The following is an 18732-nucleotide window of genomic DNA, read 5'->3' on the forward strand; positions in this document are numbered from 1 at the left end:
TTATGCAAGGTCTAATAGAGAGTCGGATTTACAATACTGATCATGGATTGATTGTACTCGTTTTGCTTTGGGATGAACCATCTGACTACCAAATTGTTCCACAAATCTACACGATGCATAATCTTCAGACTGTCGTTCATATTTACGAACCCAGTTTTCTCTGTCTACCATGCGTTCGTTTGATATCGACCATATACCTTGTCTTAATCGCTCTACGCCTATTCGCCACGGTTTAGGACTGATTCGGGCACGGAAGCAATTTTGATTTTGGCACATCAGGTCATAATAGGGATCGGCATAGATTGCTTTGAAAAATGATTGAACTTGCTCCCCTCGAGGCTCAAAGATTTGATGCATAACCAAAATTCGATAACCATTCGGCGTGCGATAAACACGTAAGTGCCATGTTGGATAATGTGTTGAGAACGCTCTAATTTTCTCTAGAGCTTGTTTTTCAGGTGTGCCCTTAAGTTTTTGTTGGAATTTAAATACCGATTTTGCAATCAGGCTCGTAACTAGAAGCGAAAGGACAAATCCAATACCAAAGATAAACCAAGAAGAAAAATAAAATGCACCTAAACCGCTGCAAGCCAGTAATACAAAGAAAATGATGAAGTACAAACTAGAATGAGGTTGGGTCATAAAATCAATATCAGCAAATAAGACATCAGGTGTGTTTAGACATAATGCACCATAGCTATTACGCGTAATAATCACATCATCGTACTGGCTGATGATTTCCTCTCGAATAGGTAAGCCCTCTGCACCGTTATAAGCAACTTTATGATCGATACGCCGAACCTTTTTATCTATTTTAAGTTGTTCAAGCGCCTCAAAGACTCGTTGCTCGGCATGCTGCTGAGCCGATTCGATATTTTCATCTGACCAACCAAAGCGTTTAATCGTATATTGGCGACCTTCAAATTTCGTTTTGGTTTTTGCTTCAGCCCAATATTTAGGGATGATCATCTCTAGATCCTTCTTATTTTTGATATTTTATTACTTAATTAATCTGTTGTTTCTTTGGGAATTTGCCAAAAAATCCAAGCAGTAATGATATTGATACATCCTAAAGAGATGAGTGTGGCATGGAAAGCTGTAGTTATCGATGATGCTGGAAAATGTTGACCATATACATTGATCAATGTGCCTGCTAAAGCAACCCCGATACTCATTGAGAGCATCATAATCATTGATAAGAAGCTATTTCCACTACTCGCATCATGCTGTGGTAAATCTTTAAGGGTGAGCGTATTCATGCCAACAAACTGCAGTGAGTTGAGCGTCCCAAAGATAAATAAATGTAATATTTTTAGCCATAGAGGCGTATCAGCGGTCATTAATGCAAAACTGGCAATACATAGACCCACCAATACGGTATTGGTGAGCAGAAAGCGACGATAACCCACTCGTTGAATGATCGGTCGAATAATCGGTTTGGAAAATAATGAACCTAGTACCATCGGGATCATCATTAAACCTGTGATAAAAGGTTCGAAGCCAAAAGCCACTTGCAGCATCAACGGTAAAATAAAGGGAATCGCATTACTGCCTAGACGAGCAAAGAAATTTCCTAGTACCCCAATTGAAAAAATCTTATAGCGAAATAAACGTCCATGAAACAAAGCATTTTGATGGCTATGTGCATGATAAGCATACGCAACTGTTGCAATCGTACCTGCAACTAATAAGGAAATACTGACTAAACCTGAATATTGAGGTGCAGCAATATTTTCAATGCCTAAAGACAATCCGACCATTGCGATCATGAGCAAGATAAAACCACTTAGATCAAAGGCTTTTACGCTAGGTTCTTTTTGGTTAGGCATGACTTTGAAGGTCATGATCATTCCTAAGACTCCCATCGGGATATTAATCAGGAAAATCCAGTGCCATGTGGTGACTTCGACGAGCCATCCGCCCAATGTCGGTCCCATGAGTGGACCAATTAAACCAGCCAAACTCATTAGGCTCATAGCAGAGAGAAACTGAGAGCGAGGAATGAGTTTAAGCAATGCCAAACGACCAACAGGCATGAGCAATGCGCCGCCAATCCCTTGAATGACACGAAAGAATAGCAACTGATCGAGATTTTGAGATAAGCCACAACCTAGCGATGCTAAGCTGAAAATTACCATCGAACTGAGATAAATATTGCGAATACCAAAGCGATCAGCAAGCCAACCGCTTAACGGGATACAGGCTGCGACGGATAAAACATAAGCGACAATGACTCCATGCATTTGTAATGGGTCTTCATTGAGCTGAACTGCCATAGCAGGAATCGCCGTGTTGACGATCGTGGTGTCTAAGGCTTGCATAAAGAAGCCTATCGAAACCAATAATACCAACAAGCGAAATTCAGGTTGTACAGCTTGATGAGTCGTCGTTGTCATATATTTTAAGGTGCTAAAACTCTATTCAAGTTTAATGCAAAAGAGCCTGAAAGAAAGACAATAATTGTCAAAGAGACGTCATCGAAATGACATCAAAATGTCATCGAATTTGAATCTCAGAACACTAGATTGATCCTACATAATAAATCGTATGGAAATTGATCATGAAGTTTAAGATTTCAGTTTTATTGACAGCTTTACTGTCTGTGGGATTACTGGCATGTAACGATAATAATGACAACAACAATAAATCAGAACAAATTGAACCTACCCCTGAAACCATTAAATTAAGTGTATTAGGACACTATAAAACCAATATTTTTGCTGAAAGTGCAGCAGAAATTCCTGCTTATGATGCGGCAAGCAAACGGTTATTTGTCGTGAATGCACAAAAAGGTTTGGTAGATGTACTAGATGCATCTAAGCCTGAACAACCTGTTCATATTGCAGAACTCTCTGCACGTGATTATTTAGCTGACTCAGAAGTGAATAGTGTTGCAGTGCAAAATGGCATCGTGGCGATTGCAGTCCAAGCAAAAAATAAAACCGATGCAGGTCTCGTGGTTTTCTTTAATGCCAAAGATTTGAGTTTTATGAGTAAAGTGGCTGTAGGTTCATTGCCTGACATGCTGACCTTTAGTCCAAATGGCAAAACTGTTTTAGTGGCAAATGAAGCTGAGCCAAATGATGATTATTCGATTGATCCTGAAGGTTCGGTCAGTATTATTGATATTCAAGATATCAAACAACCTAAAGCGAGTATTGCTGATTTTAGAGCTTGGAATAGCCAAAAGGCAGATCTCATGGCAAAAGGTGTGCGTATTTTTGGACCAAATGCTACGGTTGCTCAAGACTTAGAACCAGAATACATCACCATTTCAGGTGACAGCAAAACGGCATGGGTGACATTACAAGAAAATAATGCGATTGCACGAATTGATATTGCTCAGCAGAAAGTTACCGATATTTATCCATTGGGCTATAAAGATCATGGCGTAATGGGTAATGAACTGGATGTCAGTGATAGAGACAGCAAGATAGATATCAAAACTTGGACTGGTTTAGTGGGTATGTATCAGCCAGACTCGATTGCGAATTATCAAGTGAATGGACAAACCTATTTGGTCACAGCCAATGAAGGGGATAGCCGTGAATGGTTAAAAGATGAAGATGCTTATTTTGCGGGTAACTTAGCCCAAGGTTATGTTGAAAATATTCGTATGAAGCATTTATTTAACAGTAAAGGTTTCAATGCGGAAGGTGATTATCCTGCCCATTTACAAAAGATCGCAAATGGTGTGAAAGGAGCTAAACTTAATCCTGTTACATTTGGCTATTGTGGCGCGACAGCAACCGAAGCAGGAGATTGTCGTAAAGATGGTAATTTAGGCCGTTTAAATATCGCATGGAATATGGGATATCAAACTAATGCGGATGGATCACCAAAGCTAGATGCAAATGGACGATTAATTTACGATAAATTGTATGCCTATGGCGCACGTTCATTTAGTATTTGGAATACCCAAGGACAGCTGGTATGGGATTCAGGAAGTGAGTTTGAGAAGAAAGTTGCTGAACTGTTTCCAACTTATTTTAATAGCGATCATGAAGCCGTTAGTTTAGATGATCGTAGTGATAATAAAGGTCCTGAACCTGAAGGTATTACACTGGGCACGATTGGTGCGAAGACCTTTGCATTTATTGGTTTAGAGCGAATGAGTGGCGTGATGGTATATGACATTACTACACCAATGCAGCCTAAATTTGTTGAATATTTCACGACTCGTAATTTTGTGGAAACGGATAGTGCCAAGCAAGGTGATTTAGGGCCAGAAGGTTTGATCTTTATCGCTGCCAAAGACTCACCAAACGGCAAGCCCTTATTGGTTGTCGGAAATGAAGTGAGTGGCTCTACTGCAATTTATCAAGTGAATGTTCAGTAACAAGTTATAAAAAAGCGGATCAATAGATCCGCTTTTTTGATCAAAATACATCAAACTTCAATATGGGTCGGTGCATCCAAATTTTTAATTACATTAGAAATTTGTTCAGTAGTTTCACAAATAATCACTTTGGCACGATGTTGAGGGGGAAGAAATCCTTCTTCTACTGCATAATCAAGTTGGGCAATCAGTGCATCATAGAAACGATTGACGTTATAAATAATCATTGGTTTTTGATGTTGATTGAGTTGTCCCCAAGTCGCAATTTCTAGAATTTCTTCAAAAGTTCCCAAGCCACCTGGTAGAGCAATAAAGGCACTAGCACGCTCAGCCATTAACGCTTTACGTTCATGCATGGTCTCTACGACGTGTAACTCGGTGAGTTTACTGTGAGCAATTTCATAATCCAGCATGAACTCAGGAATTACGCCAACGACTTCGCCACCATGTTCTAAAACCGTATCTGCGACTTGTCCCATTAGACCAATACTGGCACCGCCATATACGATGCCAAAGCCTTGATCAGCGACATGCTGTGCGAGTTCAATCGCTTTATCGCGGTAGATTGGTTTATTACCTGTACGTGAACCACAATATAGCGCAATTAAAGCTTGAGTTGTTTTTGGGAGAGGTGTTGTTCTTTTCTCAGTCATTCTTAGTACACTATTCATTTCGTTTACTTTTCACCTTATCATTTTCATTGTAGTTGTCTAGGCTAAATCACTTTTATGACAGTTTTATGCACATTTTACATACAATCTCTTTTGGCAATACTTAGAAAGAATTTGTAAGAAACATCCACATAAAAAAGGTGAATTTCACTACGATCTTGCCTATACTGAAAATCCTTTTATTAATTTATGTACCTCTATGAGTAGTGGTTGTTGTCGCTCCGCTTTGTTTTTATTTCCTAAGAAAAATGTTTTGGCTGCTAATGCTGGCCTTTTAAAATTTAAACTCCAATACCTTGCTGCCAATTTTGCAGAGGAGTCTCGTCAATGATCTTCGAATGGATGTCTGACCCTTCTGCATGGGTTGGTTTGGCGACTCTAGTCGTATTGGAAATCGTATTAGGTATTGATAACCTTGTTTTTATTGCGATTTTGGCGGAAAAATTACCGCCAGAACAACGTGCTGCTGCTCGTAGAATTGGTTTAATTCTCGCATTATTAATGCGTTTGGTTTTGTTGGCATCCATCGCTTGGGTGGTCACTTTAACCCAGCCGCTTTTCCATGTGTTCGATCATCCTTTCTCAGGGCGAGATTTGATTCTGTTGTTCGGTGGTGTGTTCTTATTGTTTAAAGGAACAATGGAATTACATGAGCGAATTGAAGGTAAGCAGACCTTAAAAGAAGAAAATCCAGTTCATGCGGCATTCTGGATGGTGGTTGTACAGATCGTTGTACTTGATGCGGTATTCTCACTTGATAGTGTGATCACCGCTGTGGGTATGGTGAAAGACCTTTCAGTGATGATGATCGCGGTGACTATTGCGATTGGTATTATGTTGTTGGCAGCACGTCCTTTGATGGAGTTCGTCAACAAACACCCAACCGTTGTGATTCTGTGTCTTGGTTTCTTGATGATGATTGGTTTCTCCTTAGTCGTTGAAGGCTTTGGTTTCCATATTCCGAAAGGCTATTTATACGCAGCGATCGGATTCTCTGTTTTGGTTGAAATGGTCAACCAAACTATGCGTCGTAACCAAGAAAAACTTGTGACAACGACTGACTTGCGCTATCGCACTGCTTCAGCAGTGTTGCGTATGTTGGGCGGCAAAAATGATGGTCAAAACAAAGAAGCGGAAGATGTTTTAGCAACTCAAGCTTATGCCAAAGAAGTCTTTGACGAAGATAATGGTGTGTACCATAGCGTACTTGTACAAGGTGTACTGGGATTGTCGGAACGACCTGTTAAATCGGTCATGACACCTCGTCCAGAGTTAGAGTGGTTAGATTTAGATTCTGATCCTGAAGAGTTAAAACAGCGCTTAATGGCAATGATCCACTCACGTTTAATTATTGCGCGTGGTGAGCTGGATAATATTGAAGGTATTGTTCTGACTCATAAAGTATTAAATGAATATATTGAAACAGGCTCAATTGATTTCACAAAACATATTAGAGAACCTTTGATTGTTCATGAAAATGCGCAAGTGTTGATGGTGATGGAGCAATTACGTCAAGCACCTTTGCAAATGGCGATTGTACTCAATGAATATGGTTCAATTGAGGGTATTGCGACTCCTATTGATGTGCTTGAAGCAATTGCTGGTGAGTTCCCTGATGAGGATGAACTCGAAGCTGCGGCGGCAAGCTTAGAAGACGGTTCGATGTTGTTAGAAGGATCGACCGATATTCGCCATGTGTCATTGTTACTCGGTAAGGACTTAGTTGATGAAAGTGAAGAATATTCAACTTTGTCGGGTTATATTCTTTTCCATTTAGGACGTTTGCCTGAAAATGGTGAAATGATCGAAGCCGATGGTCATCGCTTTGAGGTGGTGACGATGGATGGGCACAAGATTGAAAAAGTGCGCATCATTGCAAAAGACAAAACATCTGAAAAGTAATTCGATTTGTTGAGTTGCATTAAGTCCCTGAGCTAAATCTAATATGTAGAGCAATCACATTATGGTTTTCTCAGGGTTTTTATTTTTGAGAATGAAAAATGACTGTGTTAGAGAATTGCCCTTGCGGACAAGGTTTATACATAAATTGTTGTCAGCCTTTGCATCTAAAACAACAATTTGCTGAACATGCAGAGCAGTTGATGCGTTCACGCTATAGCGCATTTGCCTTGCAAGAAATAGATTATATTGTTGAAACGACTGCTTTAGGTCAACAGTCTATGCTTGATCGTGTGGCAATTGCAGATTGGAGTCAGTCCAATCAATGGTTGAAATTAGAAGTGTTACAACACCAGCCTAAACTTGATAAAACCCATGCCTTAGTCGAGTTTAAAGCCCATTATTGTGATCAAAATCAGGATGCAAAACAGCAGCATATACATCATGAAATTTCACATTTTGTTTTACATCAGCAGCGTTGGTATTTTCTTGATCCAACCTTGAATATGCAAGTCACCATGAAACAACCGTGTATTTGTGGTTCGGGGAAAAAATTTAAACAATGTTGTGCACAATTCATCTAAGTTTGTCTTAAAATAGCGCACACTTTTATGCCTGATTGAAGGATGTAGGCAGATGTTGCTCACCGTTATTTACATTATTGCCATTACTGCGGAAGCAATGACAGGAGCTCTGTCAGCGGGACGTCGTAGTATGGACTGGTTCGGTGTGACACTGATTGCCTGTGTGACAGCTTTGGGTGGTGGTTCAGTTCGAGATGTGTTGTTAGGGCATTATCCTTTAACTTGGGTGAAGCATCCTGAGTATTTGGTACTGACGTGTTGTGCTGCATTTGTCACGATTATTATTGCCAAATGGATGAAGCATTTACGCAGTATCTTCTTAGTACTTGATGCTTTAGGTTTAATTGGTTTTACCATTATTGGTTGCCAAATTGCGTTGTCGATGGGGCACGGTTTTGTCGTCTCAGCCGTTGCAGGAGTTTTGACAGGAGTATCAGGTGGTATTCTGCGTGATATTCTGTGTAATGACGTGCCTTTAGTTTTCCGCCGTGAGCTATATGCCAGTATCTCTTTTGTTGCTGTGATCTGTTATTGGATCTGCTTAGAGGTCGGTTTGCCACATGATTTGACCGTTATTTTCACTTTGGTTTTTGGTTTTACTTTACGTTTGATCGCGATTTATTTTGGCTTAGAAATGCCGAAATTTATTTATAAAGAAGATGATGCAGAATCTGCTTCGTCTACAGATGAGCATTGATTGACTAGCTGTATATGCGATGCTTTGAGATAAATTAAAATGAATGATATCAAGTTTGATAAGAAAGATTTTTATAAAAGTAACAAGCTTTTTCTTATCTTGGTGATTGTATATTTTCTGGCACAGTATAAGTTTCAGTTAGATGTTTTAAACATTCTGCATGATCTCCTTTTATTCGGAGTGACTGTCGGATTGTTCAAATTACTAAGAAATACTCAACAAGATCAACTGAATTATCTTATTCCGAATATTATGTTTATTTGTCTCATAATTTTTCAGATTGTATTTAAGAAATAACATCTCTTGTAAGACAGCATTTGACGTTTAAACAACAACAAGGGCTTGTCACAACGCTTTCATCCACATAGCATACAAAGCATTGACGATAACAATGATTTTGGATGACTTGCTGAAATGACCAGCCTTGCACATCATGCAACCGAAAACCGTTCCGTAGCTGAATTCACAGAACAAGCTTATTTAAACTATGCCATGTACGTGATCATGGATCGTGCATTGCCACATATCAGTGATGGTTTAAAACCTGTACAGCGCCGTATCGTATATGCGATGAGTGAGTTAGGTTTAAAATCAACAGGTAAGCCAAAGAAATCTGCTCGTACAGTTGGTGATGTACTGGGTAAATACCATCCACATGGTGACTCAGCATGTTATGAAGCCATGGTGTTGATGGCTCAGCCGTTCAGTTATCGTTACCCATTGATCGAAGGTCAAGGCAACTGGGGTTCACCAGACGATCCTAAATCCTTCGCTGCGATGCGATATACCGAAGCTAAACTGTCCGCTTATAGTGAATTATTGCTGAGTGAACTAGGACAGGGCACCAGCGAATGGCAAGATAACTTTGATGGTTCGATGAAAGAACCAATTACTTTACCTGCACGTATTCCCAATATTTTGCTGAATGGCACCACAGGAATTGCGGTGGGGATGGCGACTGACATTCCGCCTCATAACTTACGTGAAGTGGTAAAAGGTACGATTGCATTGATTCGCAATCCTGAAACCACAGATGAAAAATTAGCAGAATACATCCCTGCACCAGATTTACCGACTAAAGCAGAAATTATTACCCCACCTGAAGAATTATTAAAAATTCAAACCACAGGTCGTGGTAGTTATCGTATGCGTGCGGTATATACCATTGATAAAAATGAAATCGTAATTACTGAACTACCGTATCAAGTTTCAGGTTCCAAAGTGATTACTCAAATCGCTGATCAAATGATCGCTAAGAAATTGCCTTTGGTCAGTGATGTACGAGATGAATCGGATCATCAAAACCCAACACGTTTGGTGATTGTACTGCGCTCTAACCGTGTCGATGCAGAAACGGTAATGAGTCACTTATTTGCTACGACGGATTTGGAATCTAGCTATCGCGTCAATCTAAATATGATTGGCGCGGATGGTCGTCCGCAAGTTAAATCGATTCGCCGTATTTTGTTGGAATGGATTGAAATTCGTAAGCAAACGGTGACACGTCGTCTTCAATACCATTTAAATAAAATCGAAAAACGACTGCATATCTTGGCAGGTCTTTTAATTGCTTATCTCGATATTGATACTGTGATTCGAATTATTCGTGAGGAAGATCAACCAAAACCAGTGTTGATGCAGCACTTTGGGATTGATGACATTCAAGCGGAAGCCATTTTAGAGTTAAAGCTTCGTCACCTTGCCAAGCTTGAAGAAATGGAAATTCGTCGTGAGCAGGAAGAGTTAGAAGCGAAAGCTGCGATTATTCGTGAGCAATTGGCAAACCCAGAATCATTGAAGAATTTAATCATAAATGAATTAAAAGAAGATGCTAAAAAGTTCGGTGATGATCGCCGTTCACCTATCGTTACTCGTGCTGATGCTGTACAAATTAAAGAGCAGGACTTAATGCCTGCGGAAACGGTGACGGTTGTTTTATCCGAAGCAGGTTGGGTGAGAGCTGCCAAAGGCGGTGATGTCGATGCTGCGAACTTAAACTATCGTGCTGGCGATCAATATCTCAGCCATGCAGTTGGAAAGACCAATCAGCGGGTGTATTTCTTGGATGAAACAGGTCGAAGCTATGCTTTACCGATCAGTAGTTTGCCATCGGCACGTGGATTGGGTGAGCCTTTAAGTTCTAAACTTGCACCAGCCAGCGGTGTGTCATTTATTCAAGTCTTTATTGAAGATGATGCGAGTGAATTGCTTGCCGTGAGTTCAAATGGTTACGGCTTCAAAACACAAGCAGCTCAACTTGATACCAATGCTAAGGCAGGTAAATCCTTCTTGACTGTGGCAGATAAAGCGACGGCATTACCATTGTTGCCAATTCAGCAAGCGACACATGTTGCAATCTTAAGTTCTGCGGGTAGGTTACTTATCGTTGATTTGACTGAGTTACCTGTGCTGAATAAAGGTAAAGGTAACAAGTTGATACAACTTGATGAAAAAGAGCAAATTTTATCCATGACAACCTTGAATTTAGATGAAATAATCCAAGTCGCTGCAGGACAACAACATCTAAAACTGAAAGGGGATGATCTCCAAAAATATATAGGAAAAAGAGCAACAAAGGGGCAACTTTTACCACGGGGATATCAAAAAGCAAATAGACTCCTCATTCAGAGATAAGGCTAGTATTCTGCGACACAAATAAGTTATATATGAAATATATTCATCTTGTGTGAATAGATTGACAAGGCAATTCAAAAAGTTAAAAAAAATGTTTTGCCATGGAAAGTAACGTTGTTACATTTTAAGGATTACACTCGGAGATAATGGCATTATGGAAAAGATTTGGTTTGCTGAATACCAAAAGACAGGAATTCCAGAAACAGTTGCACTGCCTGCTGAAAACACCTCACTTGTTGATATTTTTGAACGCAATTTCCAAAAATTTGGTTCACGTGATGCCTTTATCTTCATGGATAAAGTTTTAACGTATAATGAATTAGAAGTCGCTAGTCGTAAATTCGCAACATATTTACAAAGCCTGGGTTTGGCAAAAGGATCACGCGTTGCGGTGATGATGCCTAACGTATTCCAATACCCAGTGGTTGCTTTAGGTGTATTCCGTGCAGGCTTAGTACTGGTAAATGTGAATCCACTTTACACAGCACGCGAACTTGAGCATCAATTAAATGACTCAGGCGCGGAAGCTCTTGTGATCATTGAAAACTTTGCAAGTGTATACCAAAGCATTATTGGTAAAACGCCTGTGAAGCATGTTGTGGTAGCAACTGTTGGCGATATGTTGGGGACCTTAAAAGGTACGATCGTTAACTTCGTTTTACGTAAAGTGCGTAAGCAAATTCCTGCTTGGAACATTCCAGGTCATGTGAAGTTTAATACTGCATTAAACAAAGTAAGCCCAAGCAATTATAAACGTCCAAGCATAACCTTGAGTGACACTGCTGTACTTCAGTACACAGGTGGTACAACAGGTGTTTCAAAAGGTGCTGAATTAACTCATCGCAACCTTGTATCAAACTTATTGCAGTGTGACGGAATTTTCTCAAGTAAATTCGGTACGGGTGATGGTGCTAAAGATGACCGTATCGTATGTGCTTTACCGCTTTATCACATCTTTGCATTCATGGTGTGTGCACTTTACGGTATGTACAAAGGTCAAGCGAATATCTTGATTCCTAACCCACGTGACTTACCAGCTGTTGTTGGTGAATTACGCAAATACAAACCTTCATTCTTCCCAGCAGTAAATACATTATTTAATGCTTTAGTGAACAATGAAGAGTTTAAACAACTTGACCATAGCAATCTTAAGATGGCAATGGGTGGTGGTATGGCTGTATTGCCTTCAACTGCTGCTGCTTGGAAGAAAGTAACAGGTACGATCATTATCGAAGGTTATGGTTTATCTGAAACTTCACCAGTTGCAACTGCAAACCCACCAACAACAACTGAGTTTAGTGGCACAATCGGTATTCCATTGCCATTAACAGAAGTTGTATTGCTTGATGATGATGGTAACGAAGTAGCACAAGGCGAACAGGGTGAGATTTCAATCCGTGGTCCTCAAGTCATGAAAGGTTATTGGAACCGTCCTGACGAAACTGAAAAAGTGATGACTAAAGATGGTTTCTTCCGTACTGGTGACGTCGGTATCATGGATACACGTGGTTACTTCAAGATTGTAGACCGTAAGAAAGATATGATCTTGGTTTCTGGCTTTAACGTTTATCCAAGTGAAATCGAAGAAGTTATTGCAAAACATCCTAAAGTATTGGAAGTTGCTGCGATTGGTGTGCCTGATGAAAAATCAGGTGAAGTGCCAAAACTATTCATCGTGAAAAAAGATCAGTCATTAACAACTGAAGACATCTTAGCTTATGCAAAACAAAACTTAACAGGTTACAAATGCCCTCGTTATGTTGAGTTTATGGATGACTTACCAAAATCAAACGTAGGTAAAATCTTACGTAAAGATTTACGTAAACCTGCTTAAGCAACCAACCTTTCACTGCTATAACCAGCTCACCCTTAAAAAAGGGGGAGCTAGAAAAACGCCGCAATCGCGGCGTTTTTTATTTGAGTTTATTTAGAGTTATTCGACTTCATTAACCAGCGATCAATATACGGTCGACCGATGCCTACAATCCCGACAAATACAACCATTGTGACAAGTTGAAAACGTAGACGAGTAGGATCAATCCCATTAAAACTAAAATAATTATCTGCTACGGCGTAAGCAACAATAATACTCAACCAATGCCAAAGCGTTAAACGCTTAATCCCAACAGCATAGAAGGCAATCGTCAGTATAACAAAGGTCCCTAGAGTTGATTGCCAGTTCAAGTTTGCACAAATTACGCTAAGCAAAAATGCCATGATTGGCAGCACGACTTTCAATACACGATCTACGAGGACTTGATGTTGTCGTTGCTGTGCAAGTACTTCAAACATTTCTTTTTGATCTGGATGTTGCATAGTCTAACCCTAGAAAACTAAAAATGAGTTACAAGTGGATGGCATATAAACTTGAGAGATTTGTCGAATATACACAAATGAAAATTAAATAAATTTTAGGTTATGATAGCATGATCAAAAGAATTTCAAGTGACGGATGTGAGCATGCAAGGTATTGGCGGCATTATATTGATTATTATCGTCGCGTGTCTGTTGCCCTATGTTTTCACCTTGATTGCAAAATCGAAGGGTGGTTTTCAAGCAAAAGATAATCAGAATCCGCGTGAATTTCTAGCTAAAACGACAGGTTTGGCCGCACGTGCCAATGCTGTACAGCAAAATAGTTTTGAAAGCTTACCTTTGTTTATTGCGGCTATATTAATGGCTGAATATATGGTGGTACCTGAGAAATTTATTATGACTTTAGGTTGGGCTTATATCGTTTGTCGCGTGATTTACGGTATTTGTTATCTAGCGAATTTAGCGACTTTGCGTTCGATCATTTGGTTTTTTTCGCTACTTTGTCCGATTCTCCTTTTTGTGATTACTGTCAAAATGACTTAAGGTGAATAAAATAGAAAATTCTCTAGCTAGTGGTTTTCTAGCATCATTTTCATTGTATTCACGTTATAATCTCTCGGATTTACATCTAAGTTCACCAATATAAACGAGTGTTGATATGAGTTATAGCAATATTCCTGCGGGTAAAGACGCACCAAACGACATTTATGTCATCATTGAAATTCCTGCAAATGCAGCACCTATCAAATACGAAATCGATAAAGATTCGGATGCGTTATTTGTAGATCGTTTTATGGGTACAGCAATGTTCTACCCTGCGAACTACGGTTATGTGCCAAATACATTATCTGAAGATGGTGACCCATTAGACGTTCTTGTTGTAACGCCACATCCTGTTGCTGCTGGTTCTGTGATTCGTTGCCGTCCAGTTGGTAAATTAAATATGGAAGATGATGGTGGTATCGATGCGAAACTTATCGCGGTTCCACACGAAAAGTTATCTCCACTATACAAAGATGTTAAAGAATATACGGATCTTCCGCCATTATTGATTAGCCAAGTTGAGCATTTCTTTGCACATTACAAAGATTTAGAGCCAGGCAAATGGGTAAAAATTAGCGGTTGGGAAAATGCTGATGTTGCTAAAGCTGAAGTGCTTAAAGCGATCGAAGCTGCTAAAAAATAATCGTTTTTAATACATCCTCAACGTTTGCATGCAAATGTTGGGGATATAAAAAACCTCCATTCAATTGAATGGAGGTTTTTTTATGACTTAAATAAAGCTGTGAATTAGAACAGTTTCACAGGAATATCAAGGAACAAACGCCATTCATTGGTTGAGCCAATGACATTGCTGACATATTGACCAGAAACATTATTATAGGTATCACTTGAACGTAAGTAAGAATAGCGAACACGTAGGCTTGCATCTTTCAATGCACCTGTTTGAACTGTATATTTGACTTGGTTAAAGAACTCATGTTCTTCGGCTTGGTCAATGATTTTTGAGCGATCTGTTATTTTAGCGATATCAATATCCCAACCATAAACAAATGCAGTTGTCCAGTTTAGACCAGGTAAACCGTGATTTTTGAAGTTGTAGTTATATTGTAGCCCGACAGATTTTTCATCATTACCATTAAAGTCACCTAAATAGGAATTAGGGACATAGATACTTTGTAAACCATCAGCATTATAGCCATAGTCATATCCAGTATTACCTGTGTTATCTTGATAAGAAAGCATGACATTATGTACATCTTTGCCATAGCCCACTGAAACAGCCCAAATCGAGTTTTTACGGTTTGCTAGATCATCTGTGGTATGTGAATCAGTGAGTGCATCTTTATCCCATTTTGTATGATAACCCATGGCATCAAGTGTTAAGGTACTCTTGTCTTTTAAGCTTTGGGTAAAGTTTACATTAGCATAATGACGTTCTAACTTATCTTGAACATCTAAGCCATAATACGATGAATTGAGTTGATCATTAAATTTATATTTAGCACCCCAAACTACTGCACGATCAAGCCCTTGACCTGTCACATCTTTATCGGTACTAATTTGGTTTGACATTTGGTTTTTTGTGAATTTACCTGCAACCACATTTAGATTTGGAATTTCATTACTTTCAATGAAAACGCCTGTGTAATACTCAGGCACTAAACGGGCTTGATTACTTGCCATGACAGGAAGTGTTGACACCTGTGTACCATAAGTCACGGTTGTGTTGGAAATACGTGCTTTCACATTGGCACCACCACGAGCCCAATGATCATAAGCAAATCCACGATCATCTACAGGAATCATTTGATTACCCGTATTATTATTCGCACCAAGCTTGAAAGATGCATCACCTACTAGGCCAACACCAAAGCCAACAACACCCTTTGTAAAGCCTGATTGAAGATCAAAAATGGCAGTTTGCGCTGTTGAGCTTGTATCATTTGTTAAACCGTCTTTTTTATCACGATTTAAAAAGCCTGTGCGGAACAATACTGAACCATTTGCATCCTCAACAAAACCTTTAGCTTCGCTTTGTTCGCTTGCATATGTTGAGGAGATCAATGCGGCATTAATCAAAACCGCTAATGTTAGTTTCTTTGCCTTTGGCATAGGTAGCCTCATAATAAATAAGATCAATTTCGATCAAAATCGAAATTTTGACCAATTGTATAAGTTATACATAAAAAAGATAGATTTTTATTAAATTATTTTAATCATTTTTACACAAAATTCAGCTAACATTTTATGATTTAATTATCGTTTAAAATTAAATTATATTTAAATTAATATATTGATTTTTATTAATATATTGTTTTATTTTAATCGTAAAATATATTGATTATTTTTTAGCTTAATGCATTAAAAATACGTGATTTGTTTCTGTTTTTTCTCTTTTATTTTAATGATTTATTTTTTCTTCGATCAAAAGCTATTCGACTGATTTGCAAAAAATTACATCCCGACGAATGACATTTTTCGCTGTACAAAAACGCACCATTATTTTCAGGCAGATTTAAGTTTTATCTGTGCACTTTTAGGGGGCGATTCACGCTATATCAACATATTTGATTGTTATTTAAGGAGAACAGCACTTTTTATTAAATTGAATTGCATTATTTTTGTGCATTTTTTAGGCGCAACAATGGTAGTGCTTTTTAATAGTTCAGAAAAATGAACCTTATTAAAGAAAAAATAATATTTCAGCACAGCCAAATGGCGTCGATAGCACTCTTATTGAACAGAAGCTAGATTTAGCAAGCATTTCTAAAAGTTGGCACAGCAATTGCTAATTACAAAATGATGCAACTTAAAACATAAATCAGTCGAATATCCATCATGGGGGAGATCAATATGATGAAATTTGCATGTAAAGCGATCGCGTTGAGTATTTTTGCTGTGACTTCGACTTTTACTATGGCCGAAGAAACAAATACTTTATCTCAGTATGGCCTTAGCTTTTCTGGTAATGCTGCTTTAACTACAGACTACCGTTATCGTGGTATGACACAAACTCAAAGTGATCCAGCATTACAAGGTGGTTTTGCTTTATCTCATTCTTCTGGTTTGTATGCAGGGGTATGGGGTTCAAATGTAAATTTTGGTTCTGCTGATCCACATTTGGAGTTAGACCCATATGTAGGTTATGCAACTGAATTACCATTTGCTGGTAAGCCAAAATTAGATGTTGGTTTATGGTATTACGGTTATCCAAGTGCTTCAGATTTTAACTGGCTTGAGTTATACGCTAAATTAGGATTCAGCAGTGTTATTGCTTCTGGTGACAGTCTTTTAGCTGCTGTTAACTACACCAACGACTTCTTTGGTTTAGAAGAAGATGCGTGGTATTTAAACGCAACTTATACTGTTCCTTTCGCTGATACTGGTTTTGGTGGTGTAGCTAGCGTTGGTTATACTAAAGCTGATGATTACGACTTTAGTGACAACGGTAGTGAAGACGATAACTATGTCGATTGGAAAGTTGGTGTAACTTATAGCGTGAAATCAGTACCTGGTTTGTCAGCTGAACTAGCTGCTGTAGGAACAAACATTGATGCAAATGCTCAACCATATAAACGTGGTGTTGAAACAGGCGCAGTATTTACATTAAACAAAACATTCTAATCATGTAATTGATTGATGCTTTGAAAGCCAGCAATTTGCTGGCTTTTTTATCTTTAGTCATTTTATTTTTAATTAATTTGTTTGTTTGAAATTGAGTTAAGCATTATGCACATCATTGCGCCAGAATGAACGCTTTTTGCTCCAGTTTGGTTAGGTATTCGATCATTAATTTTGCAACTTAATCACTCTTAAAAATAACAATGCTGTTTTGCATATAAATAATTGTTTTATAATAATTTATTTAATTTTGTATCGTTATTGATAATGGCATGGCATTTGCAAAATATCTATTGATTCACTTTAAGACCTAAATCATTCAAATGTAAATAAAAAGGGGCAATCAATATGATGAAGTTTGCAGTTCAAGCTGTTGCTTTAGGGGTCGCTACATTCGCTTCGACACTCACTATGGCAGAAGAAAAAAAACTTCCATTTCCAGGTACGATCACAGGCAATATCAATGTTGTGTCTAGTTATAACTTGCGTGGTATGACCAACTCACCTGAAAGTGATACACCTGCGGTGCAAGGTGGACTTGATTATGCACATGATAGTGGTTTTTATTTGGGTTATTGGTTTTCAACATTGACAGCTGCTTATGCAGATTTTAATACCTCACCTACAGACGTGAAGGAAGAAAAGAAGTCATTTGAAAATGATTTGTATGCAGGATACAAAGGAAAAATCACAGAAGATTTGGGCTATCAAATTGGTGGGACTGTTTATTATTACTATCCAGGCTGGGAATCAACGGGTTATGAAACAATTGTCGGGCTGAGCTACAAAGACTTTAATATTACTGCTCAGACATTATTAAATAATGTGACTTTTGGTAATAAAGGTGACACCTATTTCTTGGCAACTTATGCACCTAAATTAGCTGGCGGATTTACAGGTAAAGCACAAGTTGCGGCTTATTATTATGGTGATGATGATGAGTACTTGGCTTATCAAGCAAAACCAGGTGATGTCACCAAAACAGATTTTGCATTCCGACACGCTACACTAGGTTTATCGCATCCTTTGGGTGAAACTGGCGCAACGTGGAGTCTAGATTACATTTTTGGCGGTTATACACGTGATGAAACTAAACAGAAAAACAAAGTTGTTTTAGCTTTAGGTTATGCGTTCTAACTGATTTGAGAAAAAAGCGACCATTAGGTCACTGCTGTCCCACAAATATCACAAGAAGAACCTCAGTTGAGGTTCTTCTTGTTTTCGCCATTTTTTATCAGGCACAAAGAGTGACCTTAAAAGTTTCCTTTCAAATAAATTGACCTGAATAATTCTTAGTAAACGCTGAACACTCCATCCTTCTTGTGCCATGTGTTTAGCGAAGTTCACCAGCGAATAGGCAATTAATGCAATGCATATTTGCGTTTGTATCGCATTGCGGCTTCGACCTAGAAATGACTTCAGTTTTAAATTCTGCTTGATGGCTTTAAAGAATAACTCAATCTTCCA

16 protein-coding genes are annotated in these 18732 nt (G+C 38.7%); 10 read left to right on the forward strand and 6 right to left on the reverse strand.

The window, feature by feature from the left end:
* Positions 1-969: a hypothetical protein gene (locus tag MKL32_RS00255; protein ID WP_270900023.1), complete on the reverse strand. Its 969-nt coding sequence runs from the start codon at positions 967-969 to the stop codon at positions 1-3.
* A 38-nt stretch (positions 970-1007) separates the two neighbouring features.
* Positions 1008-2396 carry a multidrug transporter subunit MdtD gene (mdtD, locus tag MKL32_RS00260; protein WP_270900024.1) on the reverse strand — a complete coding sequence of 463 codons (1389 nt, stop codon included), beginning with the start codon at positions 2394-2396 and terminating at the stop codon, positions 1008-1010.
* 164 nt (positions 2397-2560) lie between these two features.
* On the opposite strand from mdtD, the gene MKL32_RS00265 reads away from it, so the two are divergent.
* Positions 2561-4339, forward strand: a complete 1779-nt coding sequence (locus MKL32_RS00265) for a choice-of-anchor I family protein (RefSeq protein ID WP_270900025.1) — start codon at positions 2561-2563, stop codon at positions 4337-4339.
* A gap of 50 nt (positions 4340-4389) precedes the next feature.
* On the opposite strand, the gene MKL32_RS00270 is transcribed toward MKL32_RS00265, so the two are convergent.
* The gene (locus MKL32_RS00270; RefSeq protein WP_004917099.1) at positions 4390-5010 is read right to left on the reverse strand and encodes a TIGR00730 family Rossman fold protein; all 621 of its coding nucleotides are present in this window, start codon (positions 5008-5010) and stop codon (positions 4390-4392) included.
* A gap of 327 nt (positions 5011-5337) precedes the next feature.
* Here MKL32_RS00270 and MKL32_RS00275 point away from each other — a divergent pair, with 327 nt between their 5' ends.
* The 5 genes from MKL32_RS00275 (at position 5338) to MKL32_RS00295 (ending at position 12658) form a co-directional block, all read left to right on the forward strand.
* Positions 5338-6912 (forward strand): TerC family protein, encoded by a 1575-nt coding sequence (locus MKL32_RS00275; protein WP_204379379.1) that lies wholly within the window; start codon positions 5338-5340, stop codon positions 6910-6912.
* 98 nt (positions 6913-7010) lie between these two features.
* On the forward strand, positions 7011-7493 hold the full coding sequence (locus MKL32_RS00280; RefSeq protein WP_005403512.1) for a YchJ family protein: 483 nt from the start codon (positions 7011-7013) through the stop codon (positions 7491-7493).
* Positions 7494-7545: 52 nt separating this feature from the next.
* Positions 7546-8190 carry a trimeric intracellular cation channel family protein gene (locus MKL32_RS00285; protein WP_004917088.1) on the forward strand — a complete coding sequence of 215 codons (645 nt, stop codon included), beginning with the start codon at positions 7546-7548 and terminating at the stop codon, positions 8188-8190.
* A gap of 414 nt (positions 8191-8604) precedes the next feature.
* On the forward strand, positions 8605-10824 hold the full coding sequence (gene parC, locus MKL32_RS00290) for a DNA topoisomerase IV subunit A (RefSeq protein WP_004917083.1): 2220 nt from the start codon (positions 8605-8607) through the stop codon (positions 10822-10824).
* 154 nt (positions 10825-10978) lie between these two features.
* Entirely contained in the window at positions 10979-12658 is a 1680-nt protein-coding gene (locus tag MKL32_RS00295) for an AMP-binding protein (protein WP_005403513.1), read from the forward strand.
* A gap of 89 nt (positions 12659-12747) precedes the next feature.
* Here MKL32_RS00295 and MKL32_RS00300 read toward each other — a convergent pair whose 3' ends face one another.
* Positions 12748-13140: a hypothetical protein gene (locus MKL32_RS00300; RefSeq protein ID WP_004917078.1), complete on the reverse strand. Its 393-nt coding sequence runs from the start codon at positions 13138-13140 to the stop codon at positions 12748-12750.
* Positions 13141-13284: 144 nt separating this feature from the next.
* Here MKL32_RS00300 and MKL32_RS00305 point away from each other — a divergent pair, with 144 nt between their 5' ends.
* Together MKL32_RS00305 and ppa are read left to right on the forward strand one after the other, a co-directional pair.
* On the forward strand, positions 13285-13683 hold the full coding sequence (locus MKL32_RS00305; RefSeq protein ID WP_004957262.1) for an MAPEG family protein: 399 nt from the start codon (positions 13285-13287) through the stop codon (positions 13681-13683).
* Positions 13684-13798: 115 nt separating this feature from the next.
* Complete coding sequence (ppa, locus tag MKL32_RS00310) at positions 13799-14326, forward strand: inorganic diphosphatase (protein WP_004659459.1); 528 nt, start codon at positions 13799-13801, stop codon at positions 14324-14326.
* A gap of 104 nt (positions 14327-14430) precedes the next feature.
* Here the strand turns inward: ppa and MKL32_RS00315 are convergent, their stop codons facing one another.
* Positions 14431-15756 carry an OprD family outer membrane porin gene (locus tag MKL32_RS00315; protein WP_042892338.1) on the reverse strand — a complete coding sequence of 442 codons (1326 nt, stop codon included), beginning with the start codon at positions 15754-15756 and terminating at the stop codon, positions 14431-14433.
* 741 nt (positions 15757-16497) lie between these two features.
* On the opposite strand from MKL32_RS00315, the gene MKL32_RS00320 reads away from it, so the two are divergent.
* Both MKL32_RS00320 and MKL32_RS00325 read left to right on the forward strand, forming a co-directional pair.
* Positions 16498-17268, forward strand: a complete 771-nt coding sequence (locus tag MKL32_RS00320; RefSeq protein WP_005403516.1) for a TorF family putative porin — start codon at positions 16498-16500, stop codon at positions 17266-17268.
* 345 nt (positions 17269-17613) lie between these two features.
* On the forward strand, positions 17614-18402 hold the full coding sequence (locus MKL32_RS00325; RefSeq protein ID WP_004957280.1) for a TorF family putative porin: 789 nt from the start codon (positions 17614-17616) through the stop codon (positions 18400-18402).
* Positions 18403-18450: 48 nt separating this feature from the next.
* On the opposite strand, the gene MKL32_RS00330 is transcribed toward MKL32_RS00325, so the two are convergent.
* The coding region (locus MKL32_RS00330; protein ID WP_270900026.1) for a transposase at positions 18451-18732 on the reverse strand (282 nt) is incomplete at its 5' end.

The sequence above is a fragment of the Acinetobacter sp. AOR34_HL genome, from assembly GCF_027854795.1.
In the GTDB taxonomy this organism is placed as follows: domain Bacteria; phylum Pseudomonadota; class Gammaproteobacteria; order Pseudomonadales; family Moraxellaceae; genus Acinetobacter; species Acinetobacter junii.

Bases quoted from the DNA above. Each gene is read 5' to 3' on its own strand.
- MKL32_RS00320 (WP_005403516.1), top strand. From the start codon at position 16,498: ATGATGAAATTTGCATGTAAAGCGATCGCGTTGAGTATTTTTGCTGTG.
- MKL32_RS00270 (WP_004917099.1), bottom strand. From the start codon at position 5,010: ATGAATAGTGTACTAAGAATGACTGAGAAAAGAACAACACCTCTCCCA.
- MKL32_RS00325 (WP_004957280.1), top strand. From the start codon at position 17,614: ATGATGAAGTTTGCAGTTCAAGCTGTTGCTTTAGGGGTCGCTACATTC.
- mdtD (WP_270900024.1), bottom strand. From the start codon at position 2,396: ATGACAACGACGACTCATCAAGCTGTACAACCTGAATTTCGCTTGTTG.
- MKL32_RS00265 (WP_270900025.1), top strand. From the start codon at position 2,561: ATGAAGTTTAAGATTTCAGTTTTATTGACAGCTTTACTGTCTGTGGGA.
- MKL32_RS00285 (WP_004917088.1), top strand. From the start codon at position 7,546: ATGTTGCTCACCGTTATTTACATTATTGCCATTACTGCGGAAGCAATG.
- MKL32_RS00300 (WP_004917078.1), bottom strand. From the start codon at position 13,140: ATGCAACATCCAGATCAAAAAGAAATGTTTGAAGTACTTGCACAGCAA.
- ppa (WP_004659459.1), top strand. From the start codon at position 13,799: ATGAGTTATAGCAATATTCCTGCGGGTAAAGACGCACCAAACGACATT.
- MKL32_RS00280 (WP_005403512.1), top strand. From the start codon at position 7,011: ATGACTGTGTTAGAGAATTGCCCTTGCGGACAAGGTTTATACATAAAT.
- MKL32_RS00275 (WP_204379379.1), top strand. From the start codon at position 5,338: ATGATCTTCGAATGGATGTCTGACCCTTCTGCATGGGTTGGTTTGGCG.
- MKL32_RS00295 (WP_005403513.1), top strand. From the start codon at position 10,979: ATGGAAAAGATTTGGTTTGCTGAATACCAAAAGACAGGAATTCCAGAA.
- parC (WP_004917083.1), top strand. From the start codon at position 8,605: ATGACCAGCCTTGCACATCATGCAACCGAAAACCGTTCCGTAGCTGAA.
- MKL32_RS00305 (WP_004957262.1), top strand. From the start codon at position 13,285: ATGCAAGGTATTGGCGGCATTATATTGATTATTATCGTCGCGTGTCTG.
- MKL32_RS00255 (WP_270900023.1), bottom strand. From the start codon at position 969: ATGATCATCCCTAAATATTGGGCTGAAGCAAAAACCAAAACGAAATTT.
- MKL32_RS00315 (WP_042892338.1), bottom strand. From the start codon at position 15,756: ATGCCAAAGGCAAAGAAACTAACATTAGCGGTTTTGATTAATGCCGCA.